The sequence below is a fragment of the Tolypothrix sp. PCC 7601 genome (assembly GCF_025677855.1).
In the GTDB taxonomy this organism is placed as follows: Bacteria; Cyanobacteriota; Cyanobacteriia; order Cyanobacteriales; family Nostocaceae; genus Aulosira; species Aulosira diplosiphon.
Map to the genome: position 1 here is coordinate 161699 of NZ_CP064881.1, position 24492 is coordinate 186190.

11 protein-coding genes and 4 pseudogenes are annotated in these 24492 nt (G+C 41.6%); 9 read left to right on the top strand and 6 right to left on the bottom strand.

The window, feature by feature from the left end; genetic code table 11:
• Positions 1-138: 138 nt before the first annotated feature.
• Complete coding sequence (locus HG267_RS38250) at positions 139-693, bottom strand: hypothetical protein (protein WP_045874750.1); 555 nt, start codon at positions 691-693, stop codon at positions 139-141.
• A gap of 819 nt (positions 694-1512) precedes the next feature.
• Between HG267_RS38250 and HG267_RS38255 the strand changes: the two genes are divergently transcribed.
• Positions 1513-4557, top strand: coding sequence for a CHAT domain-containing protein (locus HG267_RS38255; protein ID WP_081584177.1), 3045 nt, complete (start codon positions 1513-1515; stop codon positions 4555-4557).
• A gap of 263 nt (positions 4558-4820) precedes the next feature.
• Here HG267_RS38255 and HG267_RS38260 read toward each other — a convergent pair whose 3' ends face one another.
• Together HG267_RS38260 and HG267_RS38265 are read right to left on the bottom strand one after the other, a co-directional pair.
• Positions 4821-6023: an AIPR family protein gene (locus HG267_RS38260; RefSeq protein WP_045874752.1), complete on the bottom strand. Its 1203-nt coding sequence runs from the start codon at positions 6021-6023 to the stop codon at positions 4821-4823.
• Positions 6024-6436: 413 nt separating this feature from the next.
• Positions 6437-7414, bottom strand: a pseudogene (locus HG267_RS38265) (CHAT domain-containing protein); the annotation flags it as partial.
• Between the two features lie 171 nt (positions 7415-7585).
• Here HG267_RS38265 and HG267_RS38270 point away from each other — a divergent pair.
• Both HG267_RS38270 and HG267_RS38275 read left to right on the top strand, forming a co-directional pair.
• Positions 7586-7780, top strand: a pseudogene (locus HG267_RS38270) (hypothetical protein); the annotation flags it as partial.
• 170 nt (positions 7781-7950) lie between these two features.
• Positions 7951-9262 (top strand): annotated as a pseudogene (locus HG267_RS38275) (IS701 family transposase).
• A 105-nt stretch (positions 9263-9367) separates the two neighbouring features.
• On the opposite strand, the gene HG267_RS38280 reads toward HG267_RS38275, so the two are convergent.
• Positions 9368-11176, bottom strand: coding sequence for a Mu transposase C-terminal domain-containing protein (locus HG267_RS38280; protein ID WP_228045829.1), 1809 nt, complete (start codon positions 11174-11176; stop codon positions 9368-9370).
• Between the two features lie 126 nt (positions 11177-11302).
• On the opposite strand from HG267_RS38280, the pseudogene HG267_RS38285 reads away from it, so the two are divergent.
• The 6 genes and pseudogenes from HG267_RS38285 (at position 11303) to HG267_RS38310 (ending at position 18484) form a co-directional block, all read left to right on the top strand.
• A pseudogene (locus HG267_RS38285) lies at positions 11303-12598 on the top strand (ISKra4 family transposase).
• 40 nt (positions 12599-12638) lie between these two features.
• On the top strand, positions 12639-13028 hold the full coding sequence (locus HG267_RS38290; RefSeq protein WP_045873620.1) for a hypothetical protein: 390 nt from the start codon (positions 12639-12641) through the stop codon (positions 13026-13028).
• 156 nt (positions 13029-13184) lie between these two features.
• Positions 13185-13808 carry a heteromeric transposase endonuclease subunit TnsA gene (locus tag HG267_RS38295; RefSeq protein ID WP_052335381.1) on the top strand — a complete coding sequence of 208 codons (624 nt, stop codon included), beginning with the start codon at positions 13185-13187 and terminating at the stop codon, positions 13806-13808.
• Positions 13805-15991, top strand: a complete 2187-nt coding sequence (locus HG267_RS38300) for a Mu transposase C-terminal domain-containing protein (RefSeq protein WP_045873621.1) — start codon at positions 13805-13807, stop codon at positions 15989-15991. The genes HG267_RS38295 and HG267_RS38300 overlap by 4 nt, the downstream gene beginning before the upstream one ends.
• Complete coding sequence (locus HG267_RS38305; protein WP_045873622.1) at positions 15981-17531, top strand: ATP-binding protein; 1551 nt, start codon at positions 15981-15983, stop codon at positions 17529-17531. The genes HG267_RS38300 and HG267_RS38305 overlap by 11 nt, the downstream gene beginning before the upstream one ends.
• Positions 17528-18484 carry a TnsD family Tn7-like transposition protein gene (locus tag HG267_RS38310; protein ID WP_045873623.1) on the top strand — a complete coding sequence of 319 codons (957 nt, stop codon included), beginning with the start codon at positions 17528-17530 and terminating at the stop codon, positions 18482-18484. Before HG267_RS38305 ends, HG267_RS38310 begins: the two co-directional genes overlap by 4 nt.
• Before the next feature lie 174 nt (positions 18485-18658).
• Here the strand turns inward: HG267_RS38310 and HG267_RS38315 are convergent, their stop codons facing one another.
• The gene (locus HG267_RS38315) at positions 18659-20728 is read right to left on the bottom strand and encodes a tetratricopeptide repeat protein (protein WP_045873680.1); all 2070 of its coding nucleotides are present in this window, start codon (positions 20726-20728) and stop codon (positions 18659-18661) included.
• Between the two features lie 339 nt (positions 20729-21067).
• Positions 21068-24475 carry a CHAT domain-containing protein gene (locus HG267_RS38320; protein ID WP_045873624.1) on the bottom strand — a complete coding sequence of 1136 codons (3408 nt, stop codon included), beginning with the start codon at positions 24473-24475 and terminating at the stop codon, positions 21068-21070.
• Positions 24476-24492 lie beyond the last annotated feature (17 nt).

The following is a 24492-nucleotide window of genomic DNA, read 5'->3' on the forward strand; positions in this document are numbered from 1 at the left end:
AAATTTGAACTATATCCTGGCCGCTTTTAGGCTATTGTTTTGTATTTGCTGTTGGGGTTGTTGGTAGCGGTGGTGCAGGAAGTTTCAAGTGATCGCCACGAGTATGATTGCTATGTTGCCACCAAAAATCAGATGAGTCTACCGTTGGGGGTGGTATAGTCCGTCAAGAGCATTCCATTCCCAAGCTGTACTCATTGGGTCGCGGTTCCGTGACCAACTCAAAAATTCTTTGGTGCTGAGTTTTTCTCTTTCTGCAATCAAGCTTTGAGGGCTAACACCGAGTCTTGGGGCAAGATTTTCGTTTGTCCTGGGTTGTAATTCAACTTGGGGTTGCTGGTGTGAGTATGCATGTGAGCGAGGTCGAGAGTTGTTGTATCGAAGAGAGGCCATCGCCCGTTCGATTTGCTCTAGCTTCTTGGTAATCGTTTCAAGTTTTGTTTCTACCGAGGAGCCTTGATCTGCAAGATGAGATTCCAGTTTCAGCAGCTGCTTCTCTAGCTGTTTAACTGATTTACTACCTGCTGTTATATCGATATCATTTTTGCTATCAAATTCTCCTATTAATTCCTCTAAGGCTTGCACCAAGGCAATTGTATGCCCTTGCCTGTGTAGTTTTGATAGTCGGCGTACTGCTGGAATTAAAGCATTAGGCACGCGAATCATTTCGCTGGGTGGGGACTTTTGCTCAGTCATGATATCAAATTTGATAGCAATGAACTGATTGTAAAGTGAAAGCGATACCTACGGTAAGCTACGCTAACGCTGCTCATCAGAATTTTCAAGCGTTCACGTAGTGTCTCGTAGAGAGGAAACTTGAGCAATAGGAGAAGCGATCGCACCGTCAAGTTTCAGGTACGTCGTGCACTAGCCCAAAATGAGGAAAAGCTTGCAGGCGTATTCTTGTCAAGCGGCTCAGGTAAAGCTTTATTGGGACTTAAACATTTTTGAGAAAGAAATAAGCCTCAAACCTTTGCAGGCTAAGGGAAATACACCAAATACCCAATAACATTTGAAACCCTGATATACCAACAAACCAATCAAAACGATGTTAAAGCCTTTTGGGCTATACGTTTGAGGCTATTTCATCGGTGTTTTTTGCCTAAGTCCCGTTATCAACTTTCTGGAACATCCAGAATTTCACCAGCCTCCTCTGCCACTGACTCAAACTGTGCGCTCGCCAAAATATAGATTTTTCTCAATGCCACTCAATTAATAATGATGAAATCACTTATGAAAAAGGGCGTTTTTAAGAAGAAAAAGTAAGCAATAGAATTTCTTATTAGCAAGACGCTGGATTTATCTGAGTTCTAGCTAGGTGCGACCGCATAACTTCCTTGCCCAGTTGTGGCTCAAGAGATTCCTGTGTATAAACTTTTTGGAATTGGTACGAAAATCTCATGTGGAAGATGAGTTAGTTGAAAAGGCTCTTAAATTTGCATAACCTCTATGTCGTGAGAGATATAGAGGTTATGCAAGTTATCTGCGCTGACAATCGCTGGAGGAGCTACTTTCATGTACTATCGTCTCAAATGCTTTACTCTTAGTACTTTGATGCTGCTTCTAACGTTTCCCGTCGTTGCTACTGAGTCGAGAACAAGGGAACACAAGGACAGAGTATCTCCTACTGTAAAATTGCCAACGCCACCAAAGAACAAACAGAATCATTTGCAATTGCACCCAGTTGCTTCACAGCAATTTCATTCAGCTAGGTTTCAGATTGCCGGGATTTTTAACGAAGATTCTGAGCGTGCTGAATTACGGCAAAAAGTAGAGAAGGACTTGCAGCTACTCTATCAAACTTTAAAGATGCAAAGAGAAAAAGGTGATCGCATTGGCGAAGCTGATACTCTTAATAAAATTGGTAGTATTTATTTCCTCACCGAAGAATATACTAAAGCACTTGAATTCCATCAACAAGCTTGGGTACTTTACGAAAAACTAGGCTACAAATCTCGCATTGCTGAAACTTTGGGCTACATAGGAGATGCTTACTTTAAAATAGGTAAATATCAAAAAGTAGAAGAACTATTTCGTCAAAAGCTGCAAAGCTTGAGAAAAGCAGGAGATGGTAAAGGCGAAAATTTCCTAATGGCAGTTATGCGAAAACATATTAAGAAGATGTGGGGACTAGCTGCTGGTTGTGGTGTAGCACGGGACTCTGAAATTGAGGAACGTCTAAGAACAGGAAAAATTTCATGGCAAGAAATTTTGGATATCTCAAAACTGAACTTGTTTATAGCCAAAGAACTTGGTAGTCCTAAATTTAATGAATGCTTTGGAACACACATGATTCTGCATGGTGTTGGTTGGTCTTATCGTAACTTAGGTCAATATTCTCAAGCCTTAGATTTTCTGCGACAAGCTATAGAAATGTCCAGAACATATGGTGATAGGCATAATGAATTATTTTTTTCTATAGACCTTGGTTTCGTTTATAGCGAATTAGGCCAGTATGATAAGGCTTTAGAAATAATTAAAACAACTCTAGTGTTAGCGGAAAAAGACGAATTTTGTCGATGTATGGGTCTTAGTAAACTAGGATTAGTGTATAAAGAAATGGGACAGTATGATAAAGCGCTACCAGTACTTCAAGAAGCTTTGTCAATGGGAGGTGATGTAGAAAAAGCAAATATATTTAATTATATTGGAGATATTTATTTAAAAACTGGGAAATATTCCCAAGCCCTAGATACCTATGAACAAGCTGCTGAGGTTGGTGTTATTACAGGAGAATATGATGTTCAAGGTTTTACTTTTAATAACATAGGTTTAGTTCATACGGAAATGGGAAATTATGCTCAAGCTTTAGAGGCTTACGAAAAATCCTTATCCCTTTTTAGACAAATAAACAATCATCCAGGTGTAAAGGAAGTTTTGATCAATATTGGTGCTTTACTAGAAAAACAGAAAAGACCTGAAGTAGCTATTGTCTTCTATAAAGAAGCTGTTAACATTACAGAAGAGATTCGCCAAGGTTTACGAGAATTAACACATAAAGAACAAGAAGCATACACGAACAAAGTTGTAGGTAATTACCGCCGTTTAGCAGATTTATTGTTATCCCAAGGAAGAATCCTAGAAGCCCAGCAAGTATTAGAGTTATTAAAAATCCAAGAAATTCGAGATTTTAGTAAAGATACTAATACTAGAGGTGAGAATCAAAAAATTGGCTTAAGTTCTGAAGAACAAAAACTGATTGATAAGTATGGTAGTTTAATAGCATTCGGTCAGAAAATTTACGATTGCAAAAAAACTAATTGTAGTCAGCTTAATGAACTAAATGCTCAACTGGAAACTTTAAATCGCCAATATAATCAAGCTACTGATAGCTTTATCGTCGCAATTCGAGAACGTAAAGGGAAAGATGATGCTTTCTTCGATCCAAGAAGACTGAGTTACGCACAAAAAATTGTGGAAGCACAACCAAACACAGTTCTAATTTATCCTTTTGTGCTGCCAGAAAAAATTTGGATACTTTGGATTTCTGCGGGAGGCGTGGTGAAAAGTGTTGAAGTCCCTAATACAGGGCAACTTCAATTAGGTAAAACAGTTTTAAGATTTCGGCAGTTAATTGATAATCAATTCTCTGATATTGGCGAAGTTCAAGCGACAGGGAAACAACTTTATGATTTGCTAATTAAACCTGTAGAAGAGGAATTAAAAGCAAATAAAGTGCAAAATTTAGTGTTTGCCCTTGACAGCGTAACCCGCTATATTCCTATGAGTGCTTTGTATGATGGTAAAAAATATTTGGTGGAAAATTACAACATTTCCACTGTGCTATCTGCGGAGTTAACAGATACAAGCGATCGCCTACCCATCGGCACACAAAATAACCCGGTTTTAGCTTTAGGATTATCAAATGCTGTTGCTGGCTTTCCTCCCTTACCAAATGTGCCAACCGAATTGCAAGCAATAGTCAAAACAAACAGCAAGAATAGCAAAGGGATTTTTCCGGGTTTAGAGTTTCTCAACCAAGATTTTAACCGCACAGCGTTGCGCGATCGCTTGAATGGGCGCAAAATTTTACACATTGCTACTCACGGTCAATTTGTACCCAATAACTTTTTAGCTTCGTTCATCCTCTTGGGAACGGGTGAAAAATTTACTGTTGATGATGTTAGAAACTTACCAAACTTAGGTGATGTGCATTTAGTAGTACTGAGTGCTTGCCAAACAGCCCTCGGTGACGCTATGCAAGACGGTGTGGAGATTTCGAGTATATCTTACTACTTCTTAAATCGCGGTGCTAAAGCAGTCATGGCTTCCCTGTGGCTTGTCGATGATCAAAGCACTAGCGAGTTGATGAAGAATTTCTACAGTAACTTAGCGAAGGGCACAACCGAGAAACCCATAACAAAAGCAGAAGCTTTGCGTCAAGCCCAACTCAGCTTACTGCATAGTAAAGACTCCAACAAAAGAAATCTTGCCGATCCACGCGGTGGGATTGTTCCTCAACCTAAACCAGGGGTAACTCCCAGAACCAACCAAATCGAACGTAATTTTTCACACCCATACTACTGGGCACCTTTTATTTTGATTGGCAATGGTTTGTAACTATTAGCTAAGTCTCTTTTCTTTCTTATCTTAGCCATTACTGAGCCGCGACCGGGCAAGAAAGGTGCGAAATAATGCCTGCAGAGACTTTTGATTAATAAGGCTTTTGAGCAGTTAACACAACTTACTGCTTACTTTTTGCTTACTCCTACTCCATCCCATAATAAAAATTCTCATAATTATGAAATTTGCATTGAAGTGATGCTTTTTTGGAAAGCGCATTTTGCAATCGAAGTCTAACAATACGCTTTCCACCATAGTAATCAATTCACTAGTTTCAAATCTTCGCGCTTGGTGTTTGAGCCAACCATCTTGATCAACTGCTGATTCAAGTAACTTTGCGCTGAAACATAAAGGTTATCCCAAATTACCGGATTGCGGCAGATTTTAGTCCCAACTGTATTCCCGGCTAATTTTTCTGACACCAAGTATTTCCTGTAATAGTTAATCCACAGATGTTGCAGAAAATCAAGAGCGAACTCATCAAAAGGAATAATCCAATTGTACTGTTCGTCCAAAAACACTCGATAAGCAGCAACAATGGGCATAGCAATATCAGCAGGTGCGCTAAACCCAAAAGAATATCGGCTATCGGGCAAGAGCGTATTCTTGCGTGGGTCAATTGAGGCTAAGTCAATGATTCCTTTCTTTCTTGGCTTGGTGATATGTTCCTCAATAGTCTTAAACAATTGTTGTTCAATCCACAATGCTTTTGGCAGTAGCGGCAGTAATTTCGATAGTCTTTGTCTTTCCGCTTCACTCAATGAAGGTGTATTGCTCACAGGTGGGTGTTTGGTTCTGCTCTTAGCGTCTGGGTTGTATTTGTTTCTATCCAGGCAGTTCATCAGCTTAATTAAATGGTTGACGTTGCACTGGGGACTTTTGGGCGCACCGCTTTGGTTTTGGTAATAGGCGATGCGGAATTTGGTTTCTTGGTCACGCTCTAGTTGCGCTAGAAATTGTTTGATGAATTTATAATCACCCCTAGCGTTTACCTTTGAGCGCGCATCCACTGGGGCAGATGTATTGGATGCTAAAGCGATATCTTTGGCTTCATCCTCACTTAGCCCAATATGAATAGTAACTTTAACCCTGGCTTTGGAGAGGTCAAAGTTGTAGCCTCTGGCCTGTTGAAAAGCCAAAACTGTATGCCCCCCGTTAATAATGCCATCGCTACCACCTTCTTGTGCCTCAAGGATTTCTAACTCTAGCTGTGTCTTTTTACTGTTAGGCTTAACCTTATTTGCACACAGCACGATTCCGCTATGCCGCTCAAAGAATTTTTCGGGTTCAGTGGTCAATGAGTCGTAGATTTGTCTGTAAGTGGAACTTTTGCGGTTAGGTTCTCTGATATTTGGCTCTAATGGAAGGTCAGTGGGAAAGGTGTCTACATGGGCGGTAGCGACAATGCAGTTAGAATTTGCATTGAAATACTGATCTACTTTTAATGCCCAATTTTTTGGCATAGTTCTCTTGTGTAATTTTGCAGTGCATATTATTGAAGAATACAAAATTCCACAAGTATTGGAAAACATGGCGCTGATGTGGGTTGATTAAGCCAAGATTTGCAATTGAGGGTAAAAAGGCGATCGCATCAGCGCCAGTTATCAATAATTTTTGGGATAAACGTTTTGGCAAGATATTTTCGCATACATTACAAAATTATTCTTTTAAACGCTTATGGAAAATTTTCCACAAGCGTTAGCTGATATGAATGCTGGGAAATCCAATAATTCTTAAAGTGTTTTTATTGGCTTGAGTTTTCACAGTGCGATCGCCACAGTGTCTCCAACACTATGCTGTGAATATTGACAAACACTGTCAGGATATAGCGATCGCAAAAACGTCGTTAGCTGGCGACACCAAATAACTGGAGTTCTCACTCAGCTTCCCCAATCAAAGTAAATGCAGCCCAAGCGCTAGGATGAGGATGCTGTTTCATCGTTACCAACATCGCTTGACGCAGTGCTTGTGCTTTATCTGGATTTTTCTGTAACTGGCGGTAAAACTCCTCCATTAATAATGCCGAAGGACTATCGGGAATTGACCATAGTGTGACAATCACACTGGGCGCACCGACAGAAATTAAGGCGCGAGATAAACCAATGACACCATCGCCGGTGAGTTTACCTTGGGCGGTATCGCAAGCACTTAATACAACTAATTCGGCGTTGATGGTTAAATCTAAAATTTCATTGCCAGTCAGCAAGCCGTTATCTTTACCATCAGGGGCGAGAGCTACCGCACCGGGGACACCTAAACCTTTAAAATCATCAAGTAAGCCGTGGGTAGCTAGATGAATAAATCTCGCTTGCGGTAATTTTTGAATAAATGCGGCTTTGGTTGCATCTTTACCTGTGATGGCTTTGGTGTTTAACAGTTGCGCTATTTGTTTAGCTTCCGTTTCCGCACCAGGTAGATTTTGTAATTGTTGCGGTGCTTCGCCAATTTTAGGGGGAACGCTAGGCATGATCGGATTACCCATAACTAGGGCTTGATTACCAGAAACTTTCTGCCGTTGTTTGTGAGTTAAATCTAATACTTGAATTGATGGTGCAGTGAGGATAGTGTGTTTTTCAATTAAATATTTACCTTGCTTATCTTGTAAAGCAGCGAAGGGAACAAGAAATAAAGATGATTGGGGTATAAATGTTACACGGTCATCAGGATTTTTTGGTAGCAAGTCAGCAATGGGATTAATTAATAATTCGTGAAGTCGTTGAAAGCGTTGTTTAACTTGAGCTGGATTGGGGTTGTGAGTAACTTTAATTCCCCGACCTCTAACGCCTATTGACTCGCGGCTGTTGGTGACTAATTGAGCTAAGGTTGTATTTTCTTTTTGCCATAAAGGTTTAAGTGTTACTTGAAGGATAAAGTGGCAACAACTGCCACTTTATTCTTCACCATATAGGCTGCCAAGATATAGTTCATAAAACATATCTGAGTAATAAAATGAAAACTATCACTCGCTTTTCCGTGTAATACATGGGAAGATAGAAGTTTATCAAACGGTGTAATACACGGAAATATGACGCTCAAACGGGATATCCAGGGGAAGTTCGCGCTTAAAAATGATGATTACCGAGAAGTACGTTCCTTGAGATTAACTGACAACACCTGGAAGGCATTAGGGATTGTGGCAGAATGCTACGGTTTGACTAGGGCAGACTATTTAGAAAAAATTGTGAGAAATAACAAACTACCAAGTATTACACAGTCCGAGTCAGAATAGCACCGTGTAATACGCGGGTAAACTACCGCTTAACCATGTATTACACGGGAAGGTAGGTATTGCTCTGTGCTGCTATTGCTCAACTAACCAACTCTTAACCCTGTTTTGTCACTCTGGCAGTAGTATAATAAGGTAAAAATGCTAGAACCAAGACACAGAGCATGGTACAGCCCCGTCCAGCCGCACCAACAGTCAAATTTGTGGACGAATATTGCCAGTGGTATAAAAGTCTGTTTCCAGATGTTAGGAGTTTCGAGGCTTTTAAATATCTCCATGTAGGCTGCATTTCTGATCTAAAACGTAAAACATTGCCAGAAATAGCAAAAATCGTAGGATTAGATAACCAGCAAGGGTTGCATCATTTTCTAACTACATCACCTTGGGATATAGAAAAGTTAAGAACCTTAAGGTTAGAGTTAATTTTACAAGTGCTAAAAGGTAGACCAATCATTTTAATTATTGATGAGACAGGGGATAAAAAAGAAAGGGAGCAAGACAGATTATGTGAAACGGCAGTATATAGGAAATTTGGGAAAAACAGATAATGGAATTGTGGCAGTGACAGTATATGGTGTTTTCTGTGGGATGACATTTCCATTACTGTTTGAAGTGTATAAACCCAGGGAAAGATTACAGGCAGGAGATAAGTACCGCACTAAACCAGAAATAGCAGCAATACTGATAAAAAAGCTACAATCAATGGGTTTTAAATTCAACTTAGTACTTGCAGATAGCTTATATGGAGAGAGTGGTAAGAATTTCATATCTGTATTAGATGAACTAAACTTGAACTATATAGTAGCGATTCGGTCAAATCATTATGTAGAAATACTTCCACGACAACATATTCAATATTTAAAGTGGCAGAAGTTTCAAAGGGTATTCTCTGACTTGAGTCGGGAAAATCGATTTATTAGAGAAATTATTCCGGGAAAACGTGGAGAACTTAGATATTGGCAAATTACTACAGATCCAGAAAATTTGCCTGATAACACTACTTGGTATGTGATGAGTAAATATCCAGACATTACGCCAAGAGAAGTTGGAAATTTTTACGGTTTAAGAACTTGGGTCGAGTACGGGTTAAAACAAAGTAAGAATGAATTAGGTTGGTCAGATTTTCGCCTGACTCACTACCCAGATATTGAGCGATGGTGGGAAATTATTTGCAGTGCTTATTTAATGGTTAGTCTGCATTCGGAGCAACTGTTTCAGTCTCCATCACAACGAGAGTCAAAATTTGTTTCACATCCTTGGTGGGATAATGGAAATGGCTGGAAGAACATTCTTAACAATCTTCGTTTGATTATTCAACCTTTTACTTTATTTAATCTGATATATCCCTGGTTAACGGTTTTTCCTATTCCTCAATTAGCTTTGGGTTTTTTTAAACTTCAATCTATTATTTATAGCCTCACCAGTTCAATTTTTATATCCCTGATTCACCCTGATTTCTACTTTTCCTCTGCCTAGAGTGACAAAAGAGGGCTAACTGCGGGTGGGACACTGCATATTCTTTAAAGCGGGTTAGCTTTTCATTGGCTGCAACTGTCAGGTTGCCATGAAGCCAGTTTTCCATCAACGATACTCCTCAAACACAGGCAGGCGAGAAATCTCCACAGTTTCTATCACTGTCGCTAGTTCTGTTGGGGGGCTTGGTTCTGTGGGGATGATTGTTTCTGTAGTCGGCAAAACTTTAGACTTAGTGGCTATGGCTTCAAGTACCTGTTTTCCCTCTAGGTCACGTAATCGTTGCAATAGCAAAGCTTCATGTTCTTGGGCATTGAAAAGAAAGTCTGCCAGCCGTTTAGCGGAGATTGAAGTTCTTGTTTTCGTTAGCTTCCCAAATTGTTTGATTTCTTGAGATGCCAGCAATAGTTCTTTTTCTGAGCGTCCCGAAAAGGTGCTGTAATACTGAGAAATACATTTAACCCAACGTCCTTGGACATAAGCGTAAGCTACCCCCATATCAAATGGGTCATAACGAACACTGACTTTGGTACGTTCTACTTCCGGGTTGCGAAAAGCATCACTCCAGTAATAGAGGTAGTTGACTTTAATTCCCTTTCCAGGCTGCACTAACGCATGACCCAATTTGGTACTAGGGCGGGTCATCATCAAAAACTCTTCATTGTAAGGAATCAGGCGATGTTCCCTTTCCCCTGTTTCAATGAGTCCCATTGCATAAGCGGCTCGTGGTGTCATGCCCAAAGCTGTGTGTTCGTTTTGGTCATAAACCTGATAAGCCCATTGGGTTAGGTAGGTGTACAAAGAAGCCAGTGTCCAAACAGCAAGTTGTTTGGGGTTGATAGCTTTGGTCAGTTGACGTGGTTGTTTGCTGGCTTGAGTATTTCCTAGTAGGTTGAAGATGAACTCAGTATTAGTCGTACCAAACAATCGTTCAATTACTGAACCAAACCGGGGTTTAGCACCAGGACGAGTCTTTTTAATACAGTGGTAACGTGCTAATAAAGTATCAAAATAGACGCTGTTGAATTCTTTTCCTCCATCTACTACCACTGCTTGTGGTAAGCGACTAAATCTCTGAACAAGTAGGCGTAATCCCATCATGCAGGAGCGGTAACTTGGGGCATCAAACGTCAGATAAACTGCTAAGATGCTGCGGGAGTAAGCATCAATCAACATAGTTAGCCAAGGTCGTCCTAAGTTACGCCCTGTAGCTGAACAGCGTAATTCAATATCAAGCTGGGTATGGTCGATGTGGACAATAGCTAAGGGACGGTCTCCATGTCGGGGGGTACTCAGGGTTAGCTCCCATAGCCAAGGCTGTTGTTGATAAGCGGCTTTTGCTCCCTGACGTTTTTCTATTTGAGTGGGTGAGCGGCGTTGCTTGAGGCGTTGATAGAATGTACGTACAGAAAGTGGTTGAATGTTTTGTTGAGAGCAAGCTTGTAAATATGACCGATATACGCTCAGGGCTGGTGCAAGCCTGGGTGTCTCAAAATATTCTGTAATTAAGGTATCGAGTAATTCCCGTGTGGCTGTTGGGGCTTTGGGTGTGCGGTTGCCTCGTTGGGCTATTTTTGGCAACAAACCAACATACCCGCAGCCGTAGTTGGCTTGCGCCTCACGGAACTGCTTGACCCAGCGCCTCAAGGTGCGAAGGGCAATGTCTTTATATACATCTGGCTGGTGTTCAAGATACGCTTGAACTAAATGAAATCTGCGGTTGGCTTCTTTAAGATGGGCAGGACTAGCCGCATCCATTACTGAACGCACTTGTGCTGAATCTGTCTGTGTAGTGGATGCTGCACTGATGTTGATAGCTCCAGTCTCAAGTAACTGAAGAAAAAAGCCTGTTGGCAATTGCATTGGTTGCCCAATCTCCGGCAAGAGTGTTGTGGTTGTCTCACCGAAATTGACCAATGTCCAAAACCTTCCATCCCACAACAGTTTTGTGTTAGTAACGGGTGAACGAAAAAAGGTGTGGGAGAGTAGTTAGCGGATTTAATACGCTAACATAGCTCTTGATGCGATGCAACCAAACTACCCATGAACAACCTCCAATCAATTCTGTCTCACATTCATGACACACTCAATTCCTTACCGGAGTGGAACCATTTAGAAGAATTTGTGCGCGAATTCTACAGTATGTGGCTAAAATTAGGGAACGAGGTGCAAAAAAGCTTATTTCAAGCCAAAATAGAAGAAAAAGAAGCCCAATACTCACATCCGAGAACTAAACGAGAAAAAAGATATTACACTCCATTAGGTGAAATGGTTCTTGTACGTAGAGCTTACGTTACAAGAGATGGTATTAAGGTCAAGGTTGATGAAGAGTTAGGTCTACCAAAAGATAAATGGCTACCAATGGTATTAGAATTAGCCTGCGCTTTGGGAATCAGTAGTGAGTTTCCTAACTCTCACTCCTTGTTTCAAAAATGGACAACGTTAGAGTTAGCAGAAAAAACTTTAGCTAATCAAGTAGAAAAAAATCGGAAATGAACTACAAACACAAGAGTTCGATGGAGAATGTTTGCCAGACACTTCTTCAGAGTTTGAAGTCCCTAATTTAGAGGATGAGCCACCAGATTTATTATATGTGGGAGTTGATGGAGTCATGACTCCCTTGAATCAAAAACAAGGATATAAAGAAGCAAAAGTTGGTGTAATTTTCTGGAGTAAAGACCATCAAAAAAGTTGGTAAAAAAAAGAGGTGTGATCCGGGAAAGGGAATATGTAGCTACTTTAAAATCGCGGAGAGAATTTAGGGATAGAGTCTCCCATTTATATCATCAAGTAGCTCTTACAAAACCCACAAAAACTGTAGTGATTGGTGATGGCGCACATTGGATTTGGTCGATGGCATCAGAACAATTTCCAGGTTCGGTGGAAATTCTCGACTTTTTTCATCTCTCAGAATATGTGTGGTCAGTGGCGAAAGCCGCTTATCCGAATAAAGAAGACACTCAAAAAAGATTGGGTGAAAACCCAACAACAATTACTGAAGAAATCTGAATGGACTACAGTAATTGAAAATTGTCATCAATTCCCAAAAAAGAAGAAAGATTTAACCAAAGCAATTACCGATTTAGAGCGTTATTTAACTAATAATCAAAGTCGAATTGATTATCGCTCTTATTTAAAAGCTGGTTTAATGATTGGTTCAGGAGTTGTTGAAAGTTCTAATCGGCGTGTGGTTACACAAAGATTAAAACAAGCAGGTATGCATTGGTCTTTTTTGGAGCCGAAGGAGTTATGGCTCTTAGGGCAGCATATTTAAGTTCTTCTGAGCGATGGTCAAATTTTTGGTCATCCTTATCTTACAATCAAATTAAGTTAGTGTAAGATTCACGCTAACCTTGGACTTTTAAGCTTGTATTTAATAGTGGTCAAAACAAGAGAACAGAGTCTTTCAGATTTAGCACACAGAGTAGAACTTTTAATTGCCAAAAGAGAAGAAATCAACCAAGAAATCTCTACTCTTAACAAGAGTGATGTAGCTTTTTCTGGTTGTTGGATTGTTCGTTACCGCGCCAAAGGTAAGGGCGGAGCTTATTGGTATTACAAGTGGCAATCAGGATCACCTATCTTTGTTACCAAAAATGGTAATAAAAGTTGTCATCAATATATTGGTAAAGCAGGTAGTCCAGCTTTCTTAAAAGCAGTTGAGATGATGAAAAATCGGACAAAAATCGAAGCGTTAAACCAGGTGCTTCATACACTAGAGCTAGGACTCAATGACCTAGTTGAAGAAGCGGCAAGATTTCAAAAATAATTCATATCGAAGTAAGAGTTAACATCTACATCAGTCAGAGCTTAGTTAGCGTAAATGATACGCTAACTCGTTTTTTCTTCCCCACACTTTTTTTCGTTCACCCATGAATTATTTAGCTCCTTAGAGCTGCGCTACTTTTATCTTCTTGATTGGTCAGTGTTAGTCGCAGATATTCGAGAACAGTACCCATTACTGCCTTTAGAAGAGACACAAGAAATTGCCCAGCAATTGAATATCCGACACCCAGCCAATCCGCGAACAAAAGACCCAATCGTCATGACAACGGATTTTGTAGTGACAGTTAACCAATCAATAGGAGTCACAGAACAAGCTCGGACAGTAAAACCAAAAGAAAAATTGTCATCAGCACGAGTATTAGAAAAATTGGAGATAGAGCGTCTTTACTGGCAAGGACGAGGAATTAGCTGGGGAATTGTCACAGAAAATGAAATCAGTAAAGCATTTGCAGATAACGTCGCTTGGATACATCCATTTCGCCACCCCAGTAGCCTATCACTAACAGAAATAGAGATTGAGCAAATCAGCTATGTGCTAACTCAACAGGTGATGCAAACTGATACTCCATTAGCAGCAATTACTACTGATTGTGACAACCAATTGGGTTTACCACCAGGGACAAGCCTTTGTGTCGCTCGTCATTTGCTAGCGTCCCGACATTGGATAGTCGATATGAATAGAGCAATCCAGCCACGAGAGCCACTGCTGCTGTTAAAAGTGTCACCTCAAGTATCCGAATTACAAATGGGAGAAGTAGGATGAGTTTCGGCAAAAATCTGCTACTAGAATGGCTAGACGACAGCAAATGCAATCGCATTGAAAGAATTTTGTGGTTGAATTTGGGCAACAATGATGTAGTTACCATTGAACTGAACAATACCACTGCACTCCCAATGTGGCAAAAATGTTCAGAGATAGAAATTGCCTTGGCAGCCAACGCCGTCCAGATTTTAGAAGTTGACCCGTATGTCGTATGGGTGCAAAAGGAAGAAGAGATTGATGAAAAGCATAAACAGCACCGCGATGAGGCTTGGCAAGTAATTGAGCCTCTGATTGAAAAAGGTGAGCAAATCTTCATTCGGACTATTCGCGGTCGGTTGGTTGCAGATACCGTTGTCAAGACAGGACGAACATCAGCAACTATTTACAACTACTTACGGCGTTATTGGCAAGGTGGACAAGTAAAAAATGCCTTACTTCCTCGCTTTGACCAATGCGGTGGTTCTGGGAAGTTGCGACAGAACAATCACCGTAAACGAGGTCGTCCAAACAAACTCACACTGGGAGAACAGCAAGCAATAGGTGTGAATGTTGACCAACAAGTCAGAGAATATTTTCGCCGAGGGATTCAACTGTTTTATGAAACCCGTAGTGGGAGAACACTCAAGCAAAGTTATCAACTAACCCTAGAAAAATTTTTTCATCAGGGATATGAAACGATTAACGGTGTGTTAGTGCCAATCTTACCGCCTGCCGAGGAACTGCCAACCTACGCTCAATTTTACTACTGGTACAAAAAAGACCGTGATTTATGCCGCACACTCAAATCTCGTGTCGGCGAACATCGATTTAATCTTCGTCATCGTGCTGTTACGGGAAATGCGACCAACATTGCCAGTGGCCCCGGCAGCTTGTATCAAATTGATGCGACTATTGGCGACATTTATTTAGTTAGTTCATTAGACCGAAATCGGCTCATCGGTCGCCCAGTGATTTATCTGGTAGTTGACGTTTTCAGCCGTTTAATTGTAGGTTTTAGCGTCAGCTTGGAAGGCCCTAGTTGGTTGGGAGCAATGTTAGCACTGGAAAATGCCACTGCAAATAAGGTGAAATTTTGCCAAGAATACGGCATTGAGATCACTGAGGCTCAGTGGCCTAGTCATCATCTACCAGAAGCTATCCTGGCTGACCGGGGAGAACTACTCAGTAACAATGCTAATAATCTAGTAAATGCTTTGGGTATTCGAGTAGACAATACTCCGCCCTTTCGCCCAGATTGGAAACCTATAGTCGAGCGTTACTTTCGACTCAGTAATGACAAGCTGATACATTGGATGCCTGGGGCTGTTCATCAAACTTACGAACGGGGTGACAAGGATTATCGATTAGATGCTGTTTTGGATCTTAACCAGTTTCGCAAGTTGATGCTGCTTTGTATCCTCGACCATAACAATCAACATCGATTGGATACTTATCCAGCAAATGAATATATGATTGCAGATGGTGTTGAACCATATCCGATTAACTTATGGCACTGGGGCGTTCAAAATCAAGGTTGTCCAAGGGTAATGCCAAGAGAAATTGTCAGGTTAAATTTATTACCAACTGACAGTGCCTCTGTCACCCATCAAGGAATTTACTATCGCGGTCTGTTTTATACTTGTGAACTGGCAGTGCGAGAGCAATGGTTTATCAAAGCCAGATTAGAAGGTAGATGGAAGCTCTCGATTGCTTATGACCCGCGCCAAATTGATACCATCTATTTACGTAATGAAGGTGGTAAACGGATGGAAGTCTGCCATCTTCTGCCCGTATCGAAGACTTTCACTGGACGGGATTGGCACGAAGCAACAGATTATTTGGCATTAAAACAACAACGTCAACAAGTTGCTCAAACCCGCAGTCAAAGGAGTCAAGCGGTTTTCCATGCTACTGTCGAGGAAATTGTTTGTGAAGCTAGCACTCAAACTGAGGCGGCACGTTGTGACCTGAATCCTCACAAGCGGGTGAAAAATATTCGCTCGTCACGGCAACTGGAGCGTGACCATGAGCGGCTAAGTGGAGCAGACTACTTTAGACCAGAAGTATCTGACAACGCCCAAAGAGTCGTACCCATAGTTAGAGATAGTCAACTTGAGGGTGAAGAACAGGAGTATGTTCCACCCCCACAACCCTTTGATAAATTGCGTCGGTTACGTGAGGAGAGTTGGAATAATGACTCCTGAGCCAGCCCACTCGCCACATCTGCTAGTGTTTCGGGGTAGAGAAGTCTTTGCCCAGTATAATCCCGAACAAATTTCTATTTACCGTGATAATCCTCTAATTGAGGCACTGCCCCCTTTATTAACCGAAGAACAAGCCTTCATTTCGCTGTCTTTACTTCCCAGATATGATGCACAAGAGCGATTGCTACCTAATCACGAGCGTCTGCACTTAATTCAGGAGGTATTGCAATTTTTTCAACCTCTGCCAGTACACATAGATTTAGAACAGCGATTTGCTCGTCTAATTCGGAGTGGGTATCGCGCCCGCAACCCTGCTAGCCGTGAGTTCTTTCATGATATCAGCCAAAAGGTAGAAGCTCTTGTAACTAACCAAGTACCACCTAGTCGCTTACGCTCTACTGCCAATGGCTTTACCATAATTGGTATGAGTGGTGTAGGCAAGACAACAGCCGTTGAATCGGTTTTGCAACTCTACCCCCAAGTAATTAATCACAGTTATTACCGCAATCGTGACTTTACCCTAGGACAAATTGTCTGGCTAAAACTCGATTGCCCTTTTGATGGTTCTATCAAGGGATTGTGCTTGAACTTTTTTCAAGCAGTTGATGATCTCCTTGACACTTCTTACTACCAGCACTACGCCGGCAAGGGACGGCGAACTGTAGATGAGTTAATTCCAGCAATGGCGCGGGTTGCCTCACTTCATTGTTTAGGAGTGCTGGTAATTGATGAACTCCAGAATTTGAGCGAAGCCAAGAGCGGCGGACACAAGAAAATGCTCAACTTCTTCGTCGGATTAATCAACACAATTGGCTTACCCGTTGTTTTAGTTGGCACTTATAAGGCTTGGTCTGTTCTCAGTGGTGAGTTTCGGCAAATGCGCCGGGGAACAGGACAGGGTGATTTACTTTGGCATCCCATGCCGGAGAATGATACTTGGCAGTTCTTCATAGAATCTTTGTGGCGGTATCAATATACTCTTTACCCATGTCCACTCAACCCTCAACTGGCACATACTTTGTATTACGAAACACAAGGTATCACTGATTTTGCAATTAAGGTTTATATGTTGGCTCAAATTCGAGCTATTACTACTGGTAAGGAAAAGGTAACAGAAGCTATTATTCGTTCTGTTGCCAAAGATTGCCTGTGCTTGGCTGCTCCTGTCCTTTCTGCTCTCAAACGAGGAGATAAAGTGGAGTTGCAGAAGTTTGAGGATGTATATCTAGTTGATATCGAACCTTACTTTCAAGAAGCTGCTGAGAAATTAACGTTACAAGTTATCAATGGTAGTGTAAAAGAAAACACTCCTAATGAGTCTACTGTTGCTAATTCACAAGCTGACAGTTGCCCTAAAAAACCGCCACACGCTAAACCCTCAACATCTTTTGGTAGCCAGTCTGTGAAACCTGATGAATCAGGACTGCCGGAGATTGTAGCGTCAGGAGTCAAGCAGAAGGTTGGTGCTTACGAATCGTTACAACGAGCAGGATTCATTAAAGCGGCAACAGAGTATCTTTTCGAGGATATTTCTGGATGATTGGCTTATTTCCCGACCCTTTTAGAGATGAATTGCTCTACAGTATGTGCGGACGTTACCACGACTATATGCAGTATCCGAGTAAAAATGCTGTAGCCATTGAATTACAAGGTTATTATGCAGCAAAGGCGGTAATTGATTTACCCTGGAATCTCGATAGGCTAGTTGCGGTATTGCCTAAAGGACATCGTTATACCGTAGAGCGTTTGGTCAATCGCCATACTCTGTTTCCCCTGTACAGTCCTTTTTTTAACCCGGAAGAACAAAATTACCGCCTACAATTAATGAGAAATTCTGGGGGTTCATGGTTCTATCAAATCTTTGGATTGTTCAAGGTTGCTATTCCATTTCCTTATTCGCTAAGATTTTGTCCTTTGTGTGCTGTGGAGGATGAGCAAGAATTTGGCGAACCTTACTGGCATCGACTTCATCAAGCTCCTGGTGTAGAAGTCTGCCCCACTCACCAAGTATTTTTGGTATCTAGTGATCTTAATCCACGAAGGCATCAACCAGTCTATGAGTTTGTCTCTGCAAACAGGGTAATACAAACAATTCCCTCACCAACAGATGTTAATCTCAATAATTCTTCTCACCAAGTCTTGTTAACCCTTGCGACTGATAGTGCTTGGTTGCTGAATCAGCCCTATAACTCTAATTGCTTGGAATCGATATTAAAGCGATATTTTTATCTCATCTCTCAAAAACTTGGTGCTAACAAAAATCGCCGGGACAGGGAGATGGAGTTATTAAGTTTGCTTAAGCAGCACTACTGTAGAGATTTACTACAACAACTTAAATGTCCACTTGAACTGCCGAATCCTCAGAAAAGTTGGTTGTTTAAGTTACTGCAACCCCAAAGCACTTGTAGTCCTGTTCACCATCTGCTGTTTATGCAATTTTTGGGCTGGAGAGCCGAAGCATTTTTTCAAATTCCTCTGGAAACGACACAATAGCTATAAATGCTATACCGAGCTTCGATTTATGCAATATTTTAAGACTTTATTATTTTAGACTTCTGTAGTCTCAGCATTTCTCTTCATCAAAGTTTAGGACTTTATTCTTTCCAGATTCTGGAGATAGACACGTAAAATCAAGTTTTTGCGTCTCTGAAATTTCAAGACTTTATTTTAAACGTACAGGAAGGTAACTTCACCTGTAGGTTTGATTACCCAAATGTAGAGTTCTGATTCCTTAATTTGTGGTTTACCCTGAACTTTGATCTCACCATTAATAATTGAATATTCAACCAGAGTAGCATTTTGTTGTTTGGCGATTTGTTGCAGTAGGGATATTGTAGGTTGATCAACAGGATTTTCGAGGATTCGTCCTGTAGTTTTGCTAGAAAAGCGAGAAGCTAATAACTCTACAAATGCCCTACTACGTCCCCGCTCAGAAATTTCTAGAGCTTCCTTAGTTTTATTTTGAGCAATCAGGACTTGTTGCAGTATGGGGTAAGTTTTAGCTTGAACCTCAAAAATTGAGATTTTGTAGCTATCATTTTTACCCAATCTTCCTCTAAGAGATTCCCAAACTTCAATGCCAGTATAGAGGGTTTTTTCAGCTTCTTGGAGATTGCCTGCTTTGTAGAGAGTTAATCCTAAATTATTCAGACTTATTCCTTCTCCAGTGAGGTCTTTGATTTCACGCGCCATTGCCAATCTCTGCTTCTGATATTCAATCGCCTTGGCGTAGTCTCCCAGTGCATCGTAAGCAAGTCCCAAACTACCTAGAGCTTTCCCCTCTCCGTTTCGGTCTTTAATTTTCCGCGCGATCACCAAATACTGTTGCTGGTATTCAATAGCCTTGGTGTAGTCTCCTAGAGCATCGTAAGCATTTCCCAGATTACCCAGAGACTGCCCTTCCCCTTTGAGGTCTTTAATTTCCCGTGCGATCGCCAAACTTGAGGAGTGGTATTCAATGGCTTTAGGGTAGTCCCCTAGAGCATAGTAGGCATTTCCCAGATTACCTAGAGCATTCTCCTGCCCTTTGCGGTCATTGATTTTCTGTGCGATCGCCAAATACTGCTGGTGAGACTCAATCGCTTTGGTGTATTCTCCCAAGGAGAAGTAAGAATTTCCCAGATTGCCCAGAACTGCTCCCTCATCTAGGCGGTCATTGATTTCCCTTTTAATCGCCAAACTTTGCTGGTAATAATCAATTGCCTTGGCATATTCTCCCAGATAATAGTTAAGATTTCCCAGATTGCCCAGAGCATTCCCTTCCCCGTTTCTGTCTTTGATTTCTCTAGCAATAGCCAAACTTGAGGAGTGGTACTCAATCGCTTTGGTGTAATCTCCTACGGATTCGTAAGCATTTCCCAGATTACCCAGAAATGTCCCCTCCGTGTAGCGGTCTTTGGTTTCCCGCGCGATCACTAGACTCTGCTGGTAGTACTCAATTGCTTTGGCGTATTCTCCCAGATCAGAATAAGCAAGTCCCAAATTACCCAGAGACTGCCCCTCTCCTTTGCGGTCGTTAATTTCCCGCGCGAGCGCTAGACTTTGCTGCTGATACTCAATCGCCTTAGCATAATTTCTCAACTCATAGTAAGCAACTCCTAGATTGCCTAGAACATTCTCCTCTCCTTTGCGGTCTTTGATTTCCCGCGCCATCACTAAACTCTGCTGGTAGTGCTCAATTGCCTTAGTGTAATCTCCCTGGTTCTTGTAAACAATTCCCAAATTGCCCAGAGATCTCCCCTCGCCTTGGCGGTCTTTGATTTCCCGCGCGATCGCCAAACTCTTCTGGTAGCAATCAATTGCCTTGGCATAGTTTCTGAAGGATAAGTAAGCATTTCCCAAACCACGCAGAGTATGCCCCTCACCTAAGCGGTCTTTGATTTCCTGTGCGATCAGCAAACTCTGCTGGTTGTAATTAATCGCTTTGGTGTAGTCGGCCAGCTCATAGTAAGCAGCCCCCACTCCACGCAGAGTATCCGCCTCACCTTGACGGTTTTTTATTTCTCGATAGATAATCAGCGCTTGTTGCCAAGACTGTAATGCAGCTTCAAATTGACTGATTTGATACTGCTCTTTACCTTGCTTTAGCAACCTGTCTGCTTCGGCTTTGCGATCCGCTTGTGTTTGCGCTAGTACTCGTAATTCTCCTGGTGAGGCCCAAAGGCTGAAATTTATCGGAGTGGAAGCCGTGGCGATAACCAGAGCCAGGAAACTCAGACTAATGTTGTGAAAACGCATACTGAATGAAGAATCAATTATAAAGTTAAGGTTGGGCAGGGTAATCATCGGGCTTAAGTAATTAACTTAAGCCTTTTGAATAGGTAAAAATGCTAAAGATTTGATGAATTTGGCTAAATTTTGGGATAATTCAACCGTAATATCACTGTTATTTGATGGATTACTGTTATGTAGCTCCCAGCAGGATGCGGGGTATGCAGTCTTGAAGTGAAGCGAATGTAATATAGTTCTGTACGATCGCAGAATTATGACACACCCTAATGTTTGAGAAATTTGAGGAGATGCGATCGCTTTGTTATATCTGCAATTGAATTGCACCGACTGACAATGCCAGAGCGCTTACTTCGCTTCCCCAATCAAAGTAAATGCAGCCCAAGCGCTAGGATGAGGATGCTGTTTCATCGTCACCAACATTGCTTGACGCAACGCCTGTGCTTTATCAGGATTTTTCTGTAACTGGCGGTAAAATTCCCCCATCAATAATGCCGAAGGACTATCGGGAATTGACCATAATGTAACAATCACACTTGGCGCACCCGCAGAAATTAAGGCGCGAGATAAACCAATAACACCATCTCCTGTAAGTTTACCTTGTGCGGTATCGCAAGCACTTAATACAACTAATTCGGCGTTGATGTTTAAATCTAAAATTTCATTTGCAGTCAGCAAGCCGTTATCTTTACCATCAGGGGCGAGAGCCACAGCACCGGGGACACCCAAACCTTTAAAATCATCAAGTAAGCCGTGGGTAGCTAGATGAATAAATCTCGCTTGGGGTAATTTTTGAATAAATGCGGCTTTGGTTGCTTCTTTACCTGTGATGGCTTTGGTATTTAACAGTTGCGCTATTTCTTTTGCTTCTTTTTCCGCACCTGGTAAAGTAGAAAGTTGTTGCGCTACTTTTCCAATAGAAGGAGCAACTTTAGGCATAATTGGGTTACCCACGACTAAAGCTTGATTACCAGAAACTTTCTGCCGTTGTTTGTGAGTTAAATCTAATACTTGAATTGCTGGGGCAGTGAGGATAGTGTGTTTTTCAATTAAATATTTACCTTGCTGATCTTGTAAAGCTGCGAAGGGGACAAGGAATAAAGATGATTGCGGTATAAATGTGACTCGCTCATCAGGATTTTTTGGTAGCAAGTCAGCAATAGGATTAATGAGTAATTCGTGCAGCTTTTGAAAGCGCTGTTTTACTTTAGTCGGATTGGGGTTGTGAGTTACTGTAATCCCACGACCTATGACACCGATTGACTCACGACTTTTGGTGACTAATTCATTTAAAGTTATATTATCTTTTTGCCATAAAGGTTTCAGGTCAGCTTTGCGAAAGGTAACTTCACCTGTGGGTTTGATTACCCAAATGTAGAGTTCTGATTCTTTGGTTTCTGGTTTACCCTGAATCTTAAATTCATCATAAATAATTGAATATTCAACCAGTGTCGCTTTTTGTTGTTTGGCGATTTGTTGTAGCAAGGATAATGTAGGTTTATCAACAGGAAATTCTTGATTTTGACTTGTACTTTTGCTAGACAAACGTGAAGTCAATAACTCAATAAATGCCCTACTACGCCCTCGCTCAGAAATTTCTAAAGCTTCTTGAGTTTTACCCTGAGCAATCAGGACTTGTTGCAGTGTGCGGTAAGTCTTAGCTTGTTCCTCAAAAATTGAGATTTTGTAGCTATCATTTTTACCTAATCTTTCCCGGAGAGATTCCCAAACTGTAATGCCAGCATAGAGAGTTTTTTTAGCCTCTTGGAAATTGCCTTGTTTGTAGAAAGCAAATCCTAAATTATTTAGACTTCTTCCTTCTCCTGAAAGGTCTTTGATTTCCCGTGCGATCGCCAAATACTGCTGATGATAATCAATCGCTTTGGGGTAGTCTCCCAGCACACGGTAAGCCATTCCCAAATTGCCCAGAGCAGTCCCTTCTCCGTTTCGGTCTTGAATTTCACGAGCGATCGCCAAATGCTGGCGATGGTAATCAATCGCTTTGGCGTAGTCTCCTAAAGCATGGTAGGCATTTCCCAGATTACCCAGAGCAGATCCCTCTCCATTTCGGTCTTTGATTTCCCGTGCGATCGCCAAATGCTGGCGGTGGTAATCAATGGCTTTAGGGTAATCTCCCAAAGCATGGTAGGTATTTCCCAGATTGCTTAGAGCCTTCCCTTCTCCGTTTCGGTCTTTGATTTCCCGTGCGATCGCTAAATGCTGGCGGTGGTAATCAATGGCTTTGGCGTAGTTTCCCAAAATATGGTAGATAATTCCTAGATTACCCAGAGCATTTCCCTCTCCGTTTCGGTCTTTAATTTCACGAGCGATCGCCAAATTCTGCTGGTGATAATCAATGCCTTTGGCGTAGTCTCCCAAAGCATAGTAGGCATTTCCCAAATTGCCTAGACCTTTCCCCTCACCGTTTCGGTCTTTAATTTCTTGTGCGATCGCCAAATGCTGTCGGTGGTAATCAATGGCTTTAGGGTAATCTCCCAAAGCATGGTAGGTATTTCCCAAATTACCTAAAGTATTTCCCTCTCCGTTTCGGTTTTTGATTTCACGGCTGATTAGCAAACTCTGTTGCAGGTAATCAATGGCTTTGGTGTAGTCTCCCAAAGCATAGTAAGTAATTCCCAAATTGTTGAGAGCAACTCCCACGCCGTTTCGGTCTTTGATTTCACGGCTGATTACCAAGCTCTGCTGATAATAATCAATGGCTTTATTGTAGTCTCCCAGAGCGCGGTAAGTCCTTCCCAAATTGTTGAGAACTTTCCCTTCCCCGTTTCGGTCTTTGATGTCCCGCACGATCTCCAAACTCTGCTGATAATAATCAATCGCCTGGGTGTATTTTCCTAGAGCTTGATAGGCATTTCCCAAATTGTTGAGAGCATTCCCCTGGCCGTTTCGGTTTTTGATTTCTCGTGCAAGCTTCAAACTCTGCTCCAGGTACTCAATTGCTTTGGGATAGTCTCCCAAAGAAGTGTAAGAATTTCCTAGATTGTTGAGAGCAGTCCCCTGTCCTTTGCGGTCTTTAATTTCCCGCGCAAATGCTAAACTCTGCTTGTAATAATCAATAGCCTGGGTGTATTTTCCTAGAGATTGATAGGTATTTCCTAAATTGTTGACAGCATCCCCTTCCCCTTGTCGGTTGTTAATTTCCCGTGCGATTTTTAAACTCTGCTGATGGTAATCAATAGCCTTAGTGTAGTCTCCCAAAGAATAGTAAGAATTTCCCAGATCCCCTAAAGATTGCCCTTCCGCTTTCCTGTCTTTGATTTCCCGTGCGAGTTTCAAACTCTGCTCTTGGTACTCAATAGCTTTAAGGTAATCTCCCAGTGCATCGTAATTAATTCCCAGATTGCCTAAAGCATTCACTTCTCCCTTTTGGTCTTTAATCTCCCGTGTGATCGCCAAACTCTGCTGGTAGTAATCAATCGCCTTGGGGTAATTTCCCTGCTCATAGTAGACATTTCCCAGATTGTTCAGAGATTTTCCCTCACCTTTACGGTCTTTGATTTCTCGAAATATAATCAGCGCTTGTTGCCAAGACTGTAATGCTGCTTCTAATTGACTGATTTGATACTGCTCACGACCTTGTTGCAGAAGTCTTTCTGCTTCGGCTTTGCGGTCAGCTGTTGTTTGCGCCAGAACTCGTAACTCTCCTGGTGAGGAGGAAAGGCTTAAAGTTATGGGAGTGGAAGCCGTAGCGATAACTAGGGCGAGGAAACTTATACCAATGTTAGGAAAACGCATACTGAAGGATGAAGTTA

Excerpts from the sequence above, each read along its gene's own strand:
- HG267_RS38250 (WP_045874750.1), bottom strand. The coding sequence starts at position 693 with ATGACTGAGCAAAAGTCCCCACCCAGCGAAATGATTCGCGTGCCTAAT.
- HG267_RS38255 (WP_081584177.1), top strand. The coding sequence starts at position 1,513 with ATGTACTATCGTCTCAAATGCTTTACTCTTAGTACTTTGATGCTGCTT.
- HG267_RS38260 (WP_045874752.1), bottom strand. The coding sequence starts at position 6,023 with ATGCCAAAAAATTGGGCATTAAAAGTAGATCAGTATTTCAATGCAAAT.
- HG267_RS38300 (WP_045873621.1), top strand. The coding sequence starts at position 13,805 with ATGAGTTTCGGCAAAAATCTGCTACTAGAATGGCTAGACGACAGCAAA.
- HG267_RS38305 (WP_045873622.1), top strand. The coding sequence starts at position 15,981 with ATGACTCCTGAGCCAGCCCACTCGCCACATCTGCTAGTGTTTCGGGGT.
- HG267_RS38310 (WP_045873623.1), top strand. The coding sequence starts at position 17,528 with ATGATTGGCTTATTTCCCGACCCTTTTAGAGATGAATTGCTCTACAGT.
- HG267_RS38315 (WP_045873680.1), bottom strand. The coding sequence starts at position 20,728 with ATGCGTTTTCACAACATTAGTCTGAGTTTCCTGGCTCTGGTTATCGCC.
- HG267_RS38320 (WP_045873624.1), bottom strand. The coding sequence starts at position 24,475 with ATGCGTTTTCCTAACATTGGTATAAGTTTCCTCGCCCTAGTTATCGCT.